Below are 15367 nucleotides of genomic sequence, written 5' to 3' on the forward strand. Positions count from 1 at the left end.
CTTCAATTAGAAATATAAACGAGAATGGTTAGCATTGCCAATCCTATTGGCATTTTGATTAGAATGATTGGTTATATAAAGGTGAAGGGATAAGAAAGGAATTGATACATAAACAAAAAGAGGAGCCTAAGCTCCTCTTTTCAAGATGCGATTATCGCAAAATCATTCGATATTAGTCGAAGATTTTCGCAACAACACCAGCACCTACTGTACGGCCACCTTCACGGATTGCGAAACGTAGACCTTCGTCCATCGCGATTGGAGCGATTAGTTCAACAGTCATTTGTACGTTGTCGCCAGGCATTACCATTTCAACGCCTTCTGGAAGCTGGATGTCACCAGTTACGTCAGTTGTACGGAAGTAGAACTGTGGACGGTAACCTTTGAAGAATGGAGTGTGACGACCACCTTCATCTTTAGACAGTACGTATACTTCTGATTCGAACTTAGTGTGTGGGTTGATTGAACCAGGTGCAGCCAGTACTTGACCACGCTCTACTTCATCACGCTTAGTACCACGTAGAAGTGCACCAACGTTCTCACCCGCACGACCTTCGTCTAGAAGCTTACGGAACATCTCTACACCAGTACATGTAGTAGTTGTAGTTTCTTTGATACCTACGATCTCTACGTCGTCACCTACTGTTAGGATACCACGCTCGATACGACCAGTTACTACTGTACCACGACCCTGGATTGAGAATACGTCTTCAATCGGTAGTAGGAACGGCTGGTCTACAGCACGCTCTGGCTCTGGGATGTAAGAATCTAGTGCTTCTGCAAGCTCAACAATCTTGTCTTCCCACTGCTTCTCGCCGTTTAGAGCGCCAAGAGCTGAACCTTGGATTACTGGTAGGTCATCACCTGGGAATTCGTACTCAGAAAGAAGTTCACGAACTTCCATTTCTACTAGCTCTAGAAGCTCTTCATCATCAACCATGTCACACTTGTTCATGAATACGATGATGTATGGGATACCAACCTGACGGCCTAGTAGGATGTGCTCACGAGTTTGAGGCATTGGGCCATCAGTCGCAGCTACAACTAGGATACCACCGTCCATTTGCGCAGCACCTGTGATCATGTTTTTAACATAGTCAGCGTGTCCTGGGCAGTCTACGTGTGCGTAGTGACGTGATGGAGTGTCGTACTCAACGTGAGACGTTGCGATTGTGATACCACGCTCACGCTCTTCTGGAGCGTTATCGATAGATGCGAAGTCTTTCGCTTCACCGCCGTACACTTTAGCTAGAGTAGTACAGATTGCAGCAGTTAGAGTTGTTTTACCGTGGTCAACGTGGCCGATAGTACCAACGTTTACGTGCGGTTTCGTACGTTCAAATTTTTCTTTAGACACGATCGTGTTCCTTCCTAGTTATGATTCACCCTGAATTTATGCTCCAAGGTGCGCCAGAATTTGCTATTTTATGCGCCAACTCTCGCCAGCGCAATAGATTCGTTATTAATCAAATAACGGTTATCCACGCTCTGCAATGATTGCTTCCGCAACATTTTTCGGCACTTCAGCGTACTCACTAAACTCCATAGAGTAAGAAGCACGACCTTGTGTCGCAGAACGTAAGTCAGTTGCGTAACCGAACATAGCTGACAACGGAACTTGTGCACGAATTATCTTCAGGCCAGCTGTCCCCTCGTCCATGCCTTCGATGATGCCGCGACGACGGTTAAGATCGCCTACCACATCACCCATCCAGTCTTCTGGAGTCGTTACTTCAACTTTCATCATTGGCTCTAAAAGAACAGGTTGTGCTTCAAGCGCACCTTTCTTAAAGGCCATGGAGCCAGCGATTTTAAACGCCATCTCACTTGAGTCGACATCGTGGAATGAACCGTCGAATAGTGTTGCTTTCACATCCAGTACAGGATAGCCAGCCAACACACCGTTGTTCATTTGCTCTTCAATACCTTTCGATACTGAGCTGATGTATTCCTTAGGAATCACACCACCAACGATCTCATCAACAAAAACAAAACCGTCGCCAACTTCAGCAGGTTCTAGTTTCAGCCATACGTGACCGTATTGACCGCGACCACCTGACTGGCGAACGAATTTGCCTTCCACTTCCGTGGCACCACGGATAGTTTCACGGTAAGCAACCTGAGGTTTACCGACATTACAGTCAACGCTGAACTCTCGTTTCATACGATCAACAATGATATCCAGGTGAAGCTCACCCATGCCTGAGATCAGTGTTTGACCTGTTTCGTCGTCGGTTTCTACACGGAAAGAAGGGTCTTCAGCAGCTAGTTTACCTAGCGCAATACCCATTTTTTCCTGGTCTGCCTTAGAACGAGGCTCAACCGCAATTTGGATTACCGGCTCAGGGAATTCCATGCGCTCCAGAACCACTTTATGGTCTTGGTTACACAGAGTGTCACCTGTTGTTACGTCTTTCAGACCTACTGCTGCAGCAATATCACCCGCGCGAATCTCTTTGATTTCTTCACGCTTGTTCGAGTGCATCTGAACAATACGTCCAAAACGCTCACGTTTTTGCTTAACAGAGTTATAGACGCTGTCGCCAGAGTTCACAACGCCAGAATAGACACGCATGAATGTCAGCGTACCTACGAATGGGTCTGTTGCGATCTTAAATGCCAGAGCAGAGAACGGTTCGTTGTCGTCTGCATGACGTTCAACTTCGTTGTCTCTGTCATCAATACCTTTAATTGCAGGTACATCAACAGGTGAAGGCAGGAATTCAATCACAGCATCCAGTACCGCTTGTACACCTTTGTTTTTGAACGCACTGCCACATGTAGCCAATACGATTTCGTTGTTTAGTGTACGAGTACGAAGTGCTTCCTTGATTTCAGCTTCTGTTAGTTCGCCTTCTTCAAGGTATTTTTCCATCAGCTCTTCACTTGCTTCAGCCGCAACTTCAACAAGGTTAGAATGCCATTCTTCAGCAAGTTCTTGCATGTCAGCTGGAATGTCTTCGTATGTGAACGTCATGCCTTGGTCGGCCTCATTCCAGTTGATAGCTTTCATCTTGATAAGGTCGATGACACCTTTGAACTCATCTTCCGCACCAATGTTTAATTGGATTGGAACTGGGTTCGCACCAAGACGATCTTTAATTTGGTCCACAACGCGTAGGAAGTCTGCACCCGCACGGTCCATCTTGTTTACAAATACCATTCTTGGAACTTGGTACTTGTCAGCTTGACGCCATACAGTTTCAGACTGAGGTTCAACACCAGATGAGCCACAGAATACGACCACTGCACCGTCAAGTACACGAAGAGAACGCTCTACTTCGATAGTAAAGTCTACGTGTCCAGGGGTATCAATGATGTTTACGCGATGATCTTGGAACTGTGCTTCCATACCACGCCAGAAAGTAGTAGTCGCAGCTGAAGTGATTGTGATACCACGCTCCTGCTCCTGCTCCATCCAGTCCATGGTTGCAGCACCATCGTGAACTTCGCCGATTTTGTGAGAAAGGCCAGTGTAGAACAGAATACGCTCAGTTGTGGTTGTCTTACCTGCATCTACGTGAGCACAGATACCGATGTTACGGTAGCGCTCAATAGGAGTTTTACGAGCCACGATTGTATCCTCTTACTAAGGTTCACCTTAGGAAATAGAAAAGTGCTGCGAGAGAACCTCGCAGCACAGAAGGTATTACCAGCGGTAATGAGCAAACGCTTTGTTCGCGTCAGCCATGCGGTGAACGTCTTCACGTTTCTTAACCGCAGTACCTTTGTTTTCAGCAGCGTCTAGCATTTCAGCAGCTAGGCGAGCAGCCATAGATTTTTCACCACGCTTACGCGCAGCTTCAACCAACCAACGCATAGCAAGTGCGTTACGGCGAACCGGACGTACTTCTACAGGTACTTGGTAAGTTGAACCACCCACACGGCGAGACTTAACTTCTACCGCAGGGCGAACATTTTCAAGAGCTTCTTCAAATACAGCTAAGTGGTCTTTACCAGACTTTTCAGCCATTGTGTCTAGTGCAGTGTAAACAATTTTCTCTGCAGTAGATTTTTTACCGTCAACCATTAGGATGTTAACGAATTTTGCCAGCAATTCAGATTTGAACTTAGGATCTGGAAGGATCTTACGCTGACCGATGACGCGACGACGTGGCATGGAAATTCTCCGTTGTCTTATTCTTCAGGTTATCCAAAACTTTTCAGTTTCTTCAAAAATAAAAATGAAAATTTAGTGTTTGGCCTTACTTAACGCCTTTCTGTAAACAGAAAAGGGACATTAAGACTTAGGACGCTTCACACCGTACTTAGAACGACCTTGTTTACGGTCGTTAACGCCAGCACAGTCAAGTGCACCGCGAACAGTGTGGTAACGTACACCCGGAAGGTCTTTTACACGACCGCCACGGATTAGTACAACACTGTGCTCTTGAAGGTTGTGACCTTCACCACCGATGTACGATGTTACTTCGAAGCCGTTTGTCAGACGTACACGACAAACTTTACGAAGTGCTGAGTTAGGTTTTTTAGGTGTAGTAGTGTAAACACGAGTACATACACCACGTTTTTGTGGGCACGCTTCTAGTGCTGGCACGTTGCTTTTAACAACTTGCTTTGCACGTGGCTTACGTACCAACTGGTTAATAGTTGCCATTAACTAGCTCCTGAATTACTTGAAAGTAAGCTTTGTGAAAAATCTATTCCCCAAAATGTACCTAGTACAATTGGGGACGCAAAATTCTATGCAGCAGGGGGGTGAGTGTCAAGAAATATACAGATCTTTTTTCCCAGCTTCGCTGGTCTGATGAAATACACGTGAAGAAAAGAAGAAAATGCTGTGACGCGATATAGGCATTACATGAAAAATGGGAGCGTCATTACTCCCATGTCATCGATTGTTGATATTGCTCCGTTAATGCTACCCAGCCAAGAAAATCGACTACCTGAATGTTGCTATTTACGAAGCTAACAACGCCTCTTGCATTGAGATCCGCTTCAAGTACATAGCATTCAGAAATCGATTTTGAAAGATGAGTAAAACCACTATGCTCAGTGTTACTTACATACACAGCATCTTCCACCAACAGGATTGCATCGTTATCGGATACATAAGACATTGCGTCAGCAATTGCGAATTGAGTTTTGATGATATGAAGCATGTGTTTACCTAAAACGTCAGCACTTTATTGGAAGATTGAAGATGCTGGACCAAGTCTGCTTTCGACTGACGCTGAGCATCTATTACCAACTCAGCCTCTGCCAACCCTCGCTCCTTTAGAGAAGACTCACATACATAGACGCTTTCAATGTCGTAAAGGTCAAACAGCTTAAACATTGGCAGGTAGTTTTTGCTTAGAATAGAAGAGGTGTCCTGAGCTGAAACTAACTGAGTCACACCATCCCCAATAAATAAAACGGTAATGTCTTCACAATATGCCGAAGCCGCAAGCAATGCATCGACTCCTTCCCTACCCGCGCTGGTCGAATGGGGCGCGCTTCGAAAAACAAAAGTTAGTTGACTCAAAACTGCACCACTCTGTCTTGCTGTAACATGGCTTCTGCCAAGCTGCCCAATCCCGCCTGTTCAAACTCACTAGCTAAGTTATGTTGCCCTAGCTCATGCTGGCTTGCTTCATCTTCACTCACAATGCCACGGCGCAGCGCTGCTGCAACACAAGTCTCTAACCGAACCTGATGCTCTTTCGCAAGAGATTGCCACGCTTTGGTTAAATCAAATTCATCGTTAGCTGGTACAGAAAGCTGCGTGCCGTTAGACACACCATCCTGATAAAAGAACACACTCACCAGAGTGTGCCCTTTTTCTAACAGCGCTTGTGCAAATTGGTAGGCGTTTCTTGCTGACTGGCTTCCGTACACTCCGCCATTTACGATCAGGGTGTAACTGAGTGATAGGCTCACTTCTCGCCATCCTCGGTTTTACGCTGACGGATATACAGGTAAACCGTGTGTTTGGAGATATTCAGTCGATCCGCCACTCGGTTGATCGCGTCTTTAATGTCAAAGATGCCTTTGTCATAAAGATCCATCACGATTTGGCGATTCTTAGTGTTATTTGAGACTGACTTGTCCGCATTGATTTCTTCAATGGTTCGTTCAACCGTCTGATCCACCAGCTCTTCAACGTCACTGGCAAAGTTTACCGATGATGCCGCCTCTTTCGCTTCCTCGTTTGGCATGAACGCCTGAAGTACCTGAGAAAAAGGTACATCCAGGTTGATGTTGATACAAAGAAGCCCTATCACGCGGTTTTCACCATTGCGAATCGCAATAGTGATGGACTTCATCAGTACGCCACCTTTGGCGCGAGTAAAGTAAGATCGTGAAAAGTTACGCTCTGACCCTTCGATGTCTTTTAACATCTTGAGTGCCATATCGGTGATCGGTGAGCCGACCTGACGACCGGTGTTTTCACCGTTAGCAATTTTAATAGCAGACGTGTTTAAGTCTTCGAGAGAGTGAAGGACGATTTCACAATGGGCGCCAATAAGGCTGGCCAGCCCGTCGACTACCGCTTCATAAGATCGAAGGATGATTTTATCGTGTTCTGTAAACGGCTTCACATCTATCGACTCCATCTCTAGCAGCGAGTCTGCATAAATTGCTTCTGATGTATTCACGGTCACCTTACCTAGTGCTTTCTTATCTCAACTATTTGGTAGAAGTTTATCAGAATATTTGAAACGGGCACGGATAACCATACTATCTAGTGACTTAGAGCAAACATTGCACTGAATTACTTCTGCACAAACTAAAAAAGAGCCCCGAAGAGCTCTTTTTAAAATGAAAGCGAGTGCTTACTGAGTCGCTGTTTCCGCTTCTTCGCCGCCGTCGATTTCAAGCAGCTCAACTTCGAATACAAGTGTTGAGTTTGCTGGAATCGTTGGTGTGTCCTGCTCGCCGTATGCCAGTTCTGGCGGGATAACGAACTTGTACTTAGAACCCACCTGCATTAGCTGAACACCTTCAGTCCAACCAGGGATAACTCGGTTTAGAGGGAACGTCGCTGGCTGATCACGATCGTAAGAGCTGTCGAACTTAGTACCATCGATCAACGTACCTGAGTAATGAACAACAACAGTATCTGTTTCTTTTGGAGAGCTACCTTCAGCAGAGTTTAGCACTTGATAAAGAAGACCAGATTCTGTCTTACTCACACCTTCTTGCTTAGCAAATTCAGCGCGGAAGTCGTCACCTTCTTTCTTAGATGCTGCCGCTTTCTCAGCCGCCTGTGCTTGCATCTTCTCTGCAACACGCTTGTCTAGCGACTCAAGCGCCAAGCGGATTTCATCTTCGTTCAGTGCAGCGCTCTCACCAAATACATCTTCGATACCTTTAAGCACCAATTCTTTTTTCAGCTCGATACCGATTTCTTTAGGCTTCTCAATGCTGGTGTTTAGGTAGTTAGCAAAAGACACACCAATCGCGTACGCCGCTTTTTCATCTTCGTTCTGGAAAGTCACAGCTGGAGCAGCTTGTTCCGTTTGTGCTGTTTCTTCTACTTTCGGCTCTTCTTTTACTTCTTCTTGACAGCCTACAGCTAGAGCTACAGTTGCAGCTAGCAGTGACGCCTTAAACAAAGGTTTCATTTATTTCTCCAAATTCATAATTTGTGTGACGGAGAGTCTCTCCGACGACCCCTAAATATCTTGCACAGTTTCGTGCAAAAAAGTTGTGGTATCAATATACTGGTTTCATGTCCACTGACACAAACCGGATTTCTACAGCGATGCGAACAGTTTCTCACTCTGTTGTTCTCACCATTGTCATCCTTTTGTTAAATGGGTGCTTTTTTACCCAAAAAAATGACCAACGTTGGGATATTGAGCCAACAGGCACCACCAGCTTCGGTTTAAGCCGGGATGGACGATTCGCTTTGCTTTATTCAAAAGAGCATCAGCTCCTGCTGTGGGATCTTGAAAATAATGAAGAACTCGCCCAACTAGGCGCTCAAGATCCCGAAGCCAACACCGTTTCCCATATTCGAATCGCCGATAACGGGCGCTTTGCCATCACCGCTACCCAACAGAACTTTGCTGTGTGGGATTTAGGCTGGACTCAAGCTCAGGGGCTTTGGTCCATTTCAGACGGGCTCATCCGAGATATCGATATTTCCAGCAATGGTGAACAAGTTCTACTGGGTTTATCAAACGGCAAAGCGATTTATGTGGACTTAGTCACTGGTCGCCGATTGGAGTTCCTTGCTCACAGAGAAAAAGTGAATTCTGTGGCTATTTCCCCCAATGGTCGCTTCGCACTGTCCGGCGGCAACGATTATAACGCCTATTTGTGGGATACGCAGACAGGTCTGGCACTTTATAAATTTGAACATGGTGCAAGAATTAACAGAGTAGCACTCCAGCGAGATGGAAAACTGGCGTTTACTTCCGATGGTTCAAATGATGCTTATGTTTGGGATTTATCCAACGGTGAAAAGATCTCTGAACTAAAAGCCTTTGACAGACAATTAATTTTCACATCGGCTCGATTCTCTGACGATGGTCGCCATCTGGTGACGGGAACGCCGGGAAGTCGTGTCATGCTGTGGGATGTACAAACCGGGAAACGACTGGATTACTGGGAAGTCGAGCCGCAAAAAGATGCTCGTCCTCCGCGTGCGGTAGTGTATGATGCGACCTTTGACCAGCAGCAAAGAATCATTTCCGGCACGTCAGCAGGCATTGCACAAGCGTGGCGGATAGAAACTGAGTAATACAAATGCAAAGCGACAAGGAATTACAACAACGTATCGAAGACTTGGAATGCCAGTTGGCGTTTCAGGAGCAAACCATTGAAGAGTTAAACGATGCGTTAAGCCAGCAACAATTGCTGATCTCTAAAATGCAGGATCAGATGAAATACGTGGTGGGTAAGGTTAAGAATATGGATGCGTCCAATATGGCGGATGCTTCTGAAGAGACGCCACCTCCACACTACTAAAGCTCTGTGGCACCTCAATTTGGATTATGAAATAGAGAATGCGGGCAATTGCCCGCATTTTTGTTATTCGTCAGAGAAAATTTTCACTTCCAGCTTACCGGAAGGATCAATGCTGGCTCGATACATGCCCGAACTGTTCATCCCAAAGTGAATATCGCCATTGGCATCCAGCGCAATTAAGCCACCTTCCCCTCCCATGGCTTTTAGCTCGCCCTGAATCACGGTTTCGCTGGCGGTATGCACATCTTCTTTTAGATACTTCATTCGCGCTGCCACATCAGAAGCGACCGTTTTACGAATAAAGTACTCACCCATGCCAGTTGTTGACACTGCAACGTTGCCATTTTCAGCGAAGGTACCGCAGCCAATCAAAGCGGAATCCCCAACCCGACCGTATTTTTTATTGGTAACGCCACCCGTGCTGGTTGCAGCAGCTAAGTTGCCACTGCTATCGAGAGCCACTGCGCCAACCGTTCCGTATTTTTTATCGTCCGGGTATTTGGACTCAGAAAGCGCGAAAAGCCCTTTTTCTTTCATTGTCTGAAGCTGTTCGTAACGACGTTCAGTGAAAAAGTAATCTTGCTCGGTAAATTCGTAGCCGTGTTCAAATGCGAAGGCTTCTGCTCCTTCACCAATAAGAAATACGTGATTGCTTTTTTTCATTACATCACGAGCCAGCTCAACGGGGTTCTTAATATGTCTGACTCCAGCGATGGCACCAGCTTCACTCGCAGCACCATGCATTATTGATGCGTCCATTTCGACCATTTCGCTATTGGTCAGCACCGAACCTTTACCTGCGTTAAACAAAGGACTGTCTTCCATCACTTTCACTGCTTCAACTACAGCGTCTAGTGCATCACCACCGGAAGCTAAGATCTTGTGACCTGCTTTTACAGATTCGGTCAGGACTTGCTGGTATTCCGCTCTCATTTCAGAGGTCATTTTGTCTCGCAGAATGGTTCCAGCTCCACCGTGAATAGCAATGGAAAAAGGCTTGGTCATAACGTATCCTTAATTTCTAAAAACTGCCGGGCTAATTTCTCACAGGTCATAAAAAAACGCCAACTGAGTCATCAGTCGGCGTTCTCAAACTTGTTCACTTTAAGCGACACTAATCCAGCGAATTAGTGTGAACCGCAGCTACCACCACCGCAGCAGCCGTCTTTTTCGCCATGATCGTGGTCGTGATCATGGTCATCACCGCAGCAACCACCTTCTTGATGAATGTGACCGTGCTCGATTTCTTCAGCCGTTGCTTCACGAGTCGAAATCACTTCTACGTCAAACGTCAGTGTCTGACCTGCAAGCATGTGGTTTCCATCAACAACGACTTCATCGCCATCAACTTCTGTCACTTCTACTGGGATTGGCCCCTGGTCTGTATCCGCCATAAAGCGCATACCTACTTCGATTTCATCGACTCCCTGGAATACGTTTGCAGGTACACGTTGTACCAGCGCGTCGTTGTGCTCACCGTAAGCATCTTCAGGAGCAACCGTAGCTGTGAACTTCTCGCCTACCGCTTTACCGTCCAACTCTTTCTCAAGACCTGTGATCAGGTTGTTGTGACCGTGAAGATAGTCAAGAGGTGCTTCAGCCGTAGACTGGTCAACAACTACACCGTCTTCGGTTTTTACCTGGTAAGCCAGACTTACAACCACGTTTTTTTCAATTTTCATGATGACTCCAAGGAGGTTTGAAATCCTGGGAGAACGCTCATACCCAGGAAAAATATTTAGTGACCACGCTATTATGGGGATGAAATATCAAAACACAATGAAAGCGTGGTTTTCTTTACGGCTAACAAATACTCAAAAAACAAAAGCGTTAATCTGGCTTAAAAATGCCAATCATATCCTGGCTGGCATGCTCACTTTGCTCTACGGCTTTAGATGTGCGTTGTTCTACGTAATCGCAGTCGACACATTCCACCACTTCGACGCTGTTTTCTTCCCACCAGCGTAATGTGTCTTTTTCCTTACACTGTGGGCAGCTTGCGCCTGCAATAAATCGTTTCTTTATTTTCACGTTTACCTCTATTCCCAGTTCTGACGGGAATCGTTTTCCATCTCGCGCCCGAAAATTTCTTCCAGTTCTTTGCGCGCTTCTTTGGCTCGCATGGCAAGCTCTTTGTCTTCGCTGTGCTCTGGTAAAAGCTCTTCCAACATTTTCATATCGAGCTTTTTAAAGTGCGAAGTGGCTCTTTTTGCCTGATAAGGATGCATCCCCATTTGAACTAAAGTCTGCCTTCCTAAATCCAGAGCACCGAGAAACGTTTCCCTCGAAAACGCATCGACGCCGTGATTAAGCAATTGATACGCCTCGACACGACTTCGCGCTCTGGCCAATACTTTTAAGTTTGGAAAGTGATGTCGGCATAAGTCGACGATTTTCATCACTTCATCCGGAGAATCGGTACACACCACAATCGCTTCAGCCTTAGCGGCTCCGGCTGCCCGAAGTAAATCAAGCTGAGTAGCATCGCCGTAAAACACTTTATACCCGAACTTACGCAGCAATTGAATTTGGCTGGCATCACTTTCCAATACTGTAACGCGGACCTTGTTGGCATACATCAAACGTCCTACCACCTGACCAAAACGACCGAATCCAGCGATAATTACTTTCGGACGACGATCAACAACATCAGATGGGATGCCATCTCCATCATTGATTGTACGCGCAAACCAACGCTTTTGAATCAGAAGCAGTAGCGGTGTGGTCACCATTGAGATACTGACCACAACAAGGAGAAATGCCCCCAATTCAGGGTCGAGAAGATTTTCTGCCTGCGCCGCGGTGAAGATAACGAACGCAAACTCCCCCCCTTGACTCAAAATCACGGCCATCGAGCTGCGCGCTTTCGCACGGGTTCCGAAGAAACGCCCCAACATATATAGCACGCTGGCTTTAATCGAGATCAGCAGCACTACCGCCACAAGCACCTCGACAGGCTCTATAACTAACAGACCGAGATTGACCGCCATACCGACTGCAATAAAGAAGAGACCAAGCAATAACCCTTTGAAAGGTTCAATCGCTATCTCTAATTCGTGGCGATATTCACTTTCTGCCAGAAGCACACCGGCAAGGAAAGTACCCAATGCCATGGAGAGCCCAAGCTGCTGCATGATGAGAGCGATGCCCACCACCAGCAATAGCGCGGTCGCAGTAAAGAGTTCTCGAACGCCGGTTAATACGATGTATCGAAAAGCAGGTCGCAATAAGTAATGCCCGACGACCAACAACCCTGCAATTCCGCCAAAGGTTTTAATTGCATCCAGCCAGTCTCCACCGCTGCCACCTGCTAAAATAGGGATCATCGCCAGCATAGGGATAACTGCGATGTCCTGAAAAAGCAGGACCGCAAACCCAGACTGACCCGTCTCCGTTCCAGTCCACCCTTGCTCTTCGATTACCCGAAGTGCAATCGCCGTGGAAGATAGGGCTAACCCCATACCGATGACTAAACTGCTTTGCCAGGAAACACCGCCGTAGTAGACGATGGAAGAAATCACCCCAGTGGTGATCACCACCTGTGCGCCACCTAACCCCAGAATGGGACGTCGCATCTGCCAGAGCTTACTCGGATTCAGTTCAAGACCAATCAGAAACAGCAGTAAAACCACACCAAATTCCGCGAAATGCAATATGGCTTCTACATCACTGATAAGCCCCATACCCCAAGGACCGATTGCGATCCCTGCCAGTAGATAACCCAGTACCGACCCCAGACCCATACGCTGTGCCAAAGGTACGGCGACCACCGCCGCTGAAAGGAAAATGGCGGTGCTTGTCAGAATCTCACTCGTCGCTGCCATACGCATCTCCTTCATTCAGTGGATTGAGTAGCCAGTGACGGTAACGCTCGGCATGCTGATAGCGCTCTACATCGGAGGTATTCCGTGCCCAATATAAAATAAGTGGTTCAACCCATTTCATTCGGCAAAGCAAAGCGGTCAGCTCAAAAGGCTGAAGGATTTCCTGCATCGGGTACTTGTTGTAACCACTCGCAGCAAAGGCGTCTTGCGCACCACCTGTGGTAATCACGCTTCGCCAGTGTTTGTCGGCTAAGGCACAGCCTTCCCCAAAAGCAAACCCTTTACCGAGAACGCGATCCATCCATTCCTTGAGCAACGCTGGGCAGGAGTACATATATAGAGGGTGTTGAAAGACGATGATGTCGTGATCGAGAAGCAGTTGATGTTCGTGAGCAACATCAATAAAGAAATCGGGATAATGGGCATACAGATCGTGAACCGTCACATGGTCTAACCCGCGGATCTGATTGATCATCACTTGATTGGCGACCGAGTTGTCCGGATCTGGGTGAACGTAAATCACCAGAATTTTCGGCAATGCTTGAGCTTTTTCTTGAATAACAGTCATGCTTTCTGACGTCTTCCTTCACGGCATGTTGTTGTTTTTCCGTTAATCCATCATATCGTAATTTGTATAATGATCGACATTTATCATGATTCCCCATAGTATTCGAACCGTTAAATTCTCTTATTCGACACGAGCACTATGATTACCTTTTCTGACATCCAACTCCTTCGAGGCGGCAAGCCCCTGCTAGATCAAGCCAGCGCAACCATTCACCCCGGAGACAAAGTCGGTCTGGTCGGAAAAAACGGTTGTGGTAAGTCGACGCTGTTTGCCCTCCTTAAAGATGAACTTTCCATTGATGCAGGTACCTTTCATAAGCCTAGTCAATGGGAGCTCGCTTGGGTAGCTCAGGAGACGCCAGCACTTGAAAGAAAAGCCATCGAATATGTGATTGATGGCGATAGAGAATTTAGAGACTTGGAAGACCAGCTTGCCAAAGCAGAACAACAGGACAACGGCACACTGGTTGCTGAACTGCACGGCAAGATTGAAGTCATTGGTGGATACACAATCAAAGCACGTGCCGCTGAGCTATTAGATGGCTTGGGCTTCAGCCAAGAACAAATGGAATGGAGCCTGACTCAGTTTTCGGGTGGCTGGCGAATGCGACTGAACCTGGCACAAGCACTGCTTTGTCGTTCAGACCTGTTATTGCTTGATGAGCCAACCAACCACTTGGATCTGGATGCCGTAATGTGGCTGGAGCGTTGGCTGCAAACGTACCCGGGCACACTGATTCTGATCTCGCACGACAGGGACTTTCTGGATCCGATTGTCGGCAGAATAATCCATATCGAGAATCAGCTTCTGAATGAATACACGGGTAACTACTCATCGTTTGAAAATCAACGAGCTCAAAAGCTGATCTTGCAGCAAGCCATGTATCAAAAGCAGCAAAAGCAGATGGCACACATGCAGAGCTACATCGACCGATTCCGTTATAAAGCCTCGAAAGCAAGACAAGCACAAAGCCGAATCAAAGCGCTGGAGAAAATGGAGAAGGTGCTACCTGCCCAATTCGATAACCCGTTCAGCTTTGAGTTTCGCGAGCCAGCGGCGCTGCCAAACCCGATTCTAATGATGGATGAAGTTTCAGCGGGTTACGGTGAAAACCTGATTCTCGAAAAGATCCGATTGAACCTTGTCCCGGGCAGTCGAATTGGTCTTTTAGGTCGCAACGGTGCTGGTAAATCTACGCTCATCAAACTGCTTTCAGGCGAACTGAAGTCGCAATCAGGCGAGTTCACCTATTCTCAGGGCGTGAAGATTGGCTACTTCGCACAGCACCAACTTGAGACACTGCATCCAGAAGAGACCCCACTTCAACATATGATGCAAATTGCCCCTGACAAAACCGAGCAACAACTCCGTGATTATTTAGGAAGCTTTGGCTTCCAGGGAGATAAAGCACTGGAAAAGGTCGCCCCATTTTCTGGCGGTGAAAAAGCGCGTCTGGTTCTGGCTTTGATCGTCTGGCAAAAGCCCAATCTGCTTTTACTCGATGAGCCAACCAACCACCTGGATCTGGACATGCGTCAGGCACTCACGCTTGCTCTGCAAACCTTTGAAGGGGCGATGGTCATAGTCAGCCACGACAGATACTTACTGCGTGCCACCACCGATGATTTGTATCTGGTCCACGACCGTCAGGTTGCCCCGTTTGATGGTGACCTGAACGATTACTACAGGTGGCTGACTGAACAACAAAAAGCCGAGCGAAAGGAATTGCAAGCTTCCGCTCCCGAAAAGAGTACAGATAACAGTGCTGCGGCACGAAAAGAACAAAAACGGAAAGAAGCGGAATTTCGCAAACTTACCGCGCCAATTCGCAAAAACCTGACAAAACTGGAACAAAAAATGGATAAACTCGGTCAAATTTTGTCAGATACAGAAACGCAGTTAAGCGATACCGAGCTTTATCAGGCAGAAAATAAGGCTAAGCTTAACGAAGTACTGTCGCAGCAAGCCACCGCGAAATCCGAGCTTGAAGAAGTTGAAATGGAATGGATGGCAGAGCAGGAAACTCTTGAGCAGATGGAACTGGAGATGAAGTAGC

The 15367-nt window shown here is 46.8% G+C and carries 17 protein-coding genes; 3 read left to right on the forward strand and 14 right to left on the reverse strand.

Annotated features, from left to right (window positions below; all coding sequences use genetic code 11):
- Positions 1-172: 172 nt before the first annotated feature.
- From tuf to fkpA, 9 genes are all read right to left on the reverse strand, one after another.
- Positions 173-1357, reverse strand: a complete 1185-nt coding sequence (gene tuf, locus INR79_RS16305) for an elongation factor Tu (protein ID WP_022551711.1) — start codon at positions 1355-1357, stop codon at positions 173-175.
- Positions 1358-1477: 120 nt separating this feature from the next.
- A complete protein-coding gene (gene fusA, locus INR79_RS16310; protein WP_004399894.1) occupies positions 1478-3574 on the reverse strand; it encodes an elongation factor G in 2097 nt (698 codons plus the stop codon).
- Between the two features lie 75 nt (positions 3575-3649).
- On the reverse strand, positions 3650-4120 hold the full coding sequence (gene rpsG, locus INR79_RS16315) for a 30S ribosomal protein S7 (protein ID WP_004399893.1): 471 nt from the start codon (positions 4118-4120) through the stop codon (positions 3650-3652).
- A 120-nt stretch (positions 4121-4240) separates the two neighbouring features.
- Positions 4241-4615, reverse strand: coding sequence for a 30S ribosomal protein S12 (gene rpsL / locus INR79_RS16320; RefSeq protein ID WP_004399892.1), 375 nt, complete (start codon positions 4613-4615; stop codon positions 4241-4243).
- 223 nt (positions 4616-4838) lie between these two features.
- Positions 4839-5120, reverse strand: coding sequence for a sulfurtransferase complex subunit TusB (gene tusB / locus INR79_RS16325; protein WP_223095119.1), 282 nt, complete (start codon positions 5118-5120; stop codon positions 4839-4841).
- Positions 5121-5128: 8 nt separating this feature from the next.
- Positions 5129-5485 carry a sulfurtransferase complex subunit TusC gene (tusC, locus tag INR79_RS16330; protein ID WP_223095121.1) on the reverse strand — a complete coding sequence of 119 codons (357 nt, stop codon included), beginning with the start codon at positions 5483-5485 and terminating at the stop codon, positions 5129-5131.
- Positions 5482-5880, reverse strand: coding sequence for a sulfurtransferase complex subunit TusD (tusD, locus tag INR79_RS16335; protein WP_223095123.1), 399 nt, complete (start codon positions 5878-5880; stop codon positions 5482-5484). The genes tusC and tusD overlap by 4 nt, the downstream gene beginning before the upstream one ends.
- Positions 5877-6599, reverse strand: coding sequence for a transcriptional regulator (locus INR79_RS16340; protein WP_004399888.1), 723 nt, complete (start codon positions 6597-6599; stop codon positions 5877-5879). Before INR79_RS16340 ends, tusD begins: the two co-directional genes overlap by 4 nt.
- A 177-nt stretch (positions 6600-6776) precedes the next feature.
- Positions 6777-7568, reverse strand: coding sequence for an FKBP-type peptidyl-prolyl cis-trans isomerase (fkpA, locus tag INR79_RS16345; RefSeq protein ID WP_022551715.1), 792 nt, complete (start codon positions 7566-7568; stop codon positions 6777-6779).
- A gap of 140 nt (positions 7569-7708) precedes the next feature.
- On the opposite strand from fkpA, the gene INR79_RS16350 reads away from it, so the two are divergent.
- Positions 7709-8692 (forward strand): WD40 repeat domain-containing protein, encoded by a 984-nt coding sequence (locus tag INR79_RS16350; RefSeq protein ID WP_004399886.1) that lies wholly within the window; start codon positions 7709-7711, stop codon positions 8690-8692.
- A gap of 5 nt (positions 8693-8697) precedes the next feature.
- The gene (locus tag INR79_RS16355; protein ID WP_004399885.1) at positions 8698-8919 is read left to right on the forward strand and encodes a SlyX family protein; all 222 of its coding nucleotides are present in this window, start codon (positions 8698-8700) and stop codon (positions 8917-8919) included.
- A 63-nt stretch (positions 8920-8982) separates the two neighbouring features.
- On the opposite strand, the gene INR79_RS16360 is transcribed toward INR79_RS16355, so the two are convergent.
- From INR79_RS16360 to kefG, 5 genes are all read right to left on the reverse strand, one after another.
- Complete coding sequence (locus INR79_RS16360; RefSeq protein ID WP_022612615.1) at positions 8983-9924, reverse strand: isoaspartyl peptidase/L-asparaginase family protein; 942 nt, start codon at positions 9922-9924, stop codon at positions 8983-8985.
- A gap of 122 nt (positions 9925-10046) precedes the next feature.
- Positions 10047-10601 (reverse strand): peptidylprolyl isomerase, encoded by a 555-nt coding sequence (slyD, locus tag INR79_RS16365; RefSeq protein ID WP_022592283.1) that lies wholly within the window; start codon positions 10599-10601, stop codon positions 10047-10049.
- A 148-nt stretch (positions 10602-10749) separates the two neighbouring features.
- Positions 10750-10950, reverse strand: a complete 201-nt coding sequence (locus INR79_RS16370) for a YheV family putative zinc ribbon protein (protein WP_022551718.1) — start codon at positions 10948-10950, stop codon at positions 10750-10752.
- An 8-nt stretch (positions 10951-10958) separates the two neighbouring features.
- Positions 10959-12743: a glutathione-regulated potassium-efflux system protein KefB gene (gene kefB / locus INR79_RS16375; protein ID WP_022551719.1), complete on the reverse strand. Its 1785-nt coding sequence runs from the start codon at positions 12741-12743 to the stop codon at positions 10959-10961.
- On the reverse strand, positions 12727-13311 hold the full coding sequence (gene kefG / locus INR79_RS16380; RefSeq protein ID WP_004399880.1) for a glutathione-regulated potassium-efflux system ancillary protein KefG: 585 nt from the start codon (positions 13309-13311) through the stop codon (positions 12727-12729). Before kefG ends, kefB begins: the two co-directional genes overlap by 17 nt.
- A gap of 138 nt (positions 13312-13449) precedes the next feature.
- Between kefG and INR79_RS16385 the strand changes: the two genes are divergently transcribed.
- Positions 13450-15366, forward strand: a complete 1917-nt coding sequence (locus INR79_RS16385) for an ABC transporter ATP-binding protein (protein WP_045965437.1) — start codon at positions 13450-13452, stop codon at positions 15364-15366.
- Position 15367 lies beyond the last annotated feature (1 nt).

The sequence above is a fragment of the Vibrio sp. SCSIO 43132 genome, assembly GCF_019904195.1.
Classification (GTDB): Bacteria; Pseudomonadota; Gammaproteobacteria; order Enterobacterales; family Vibrionaceae; genus Vibrio; species Vibrio nigripulchritudo.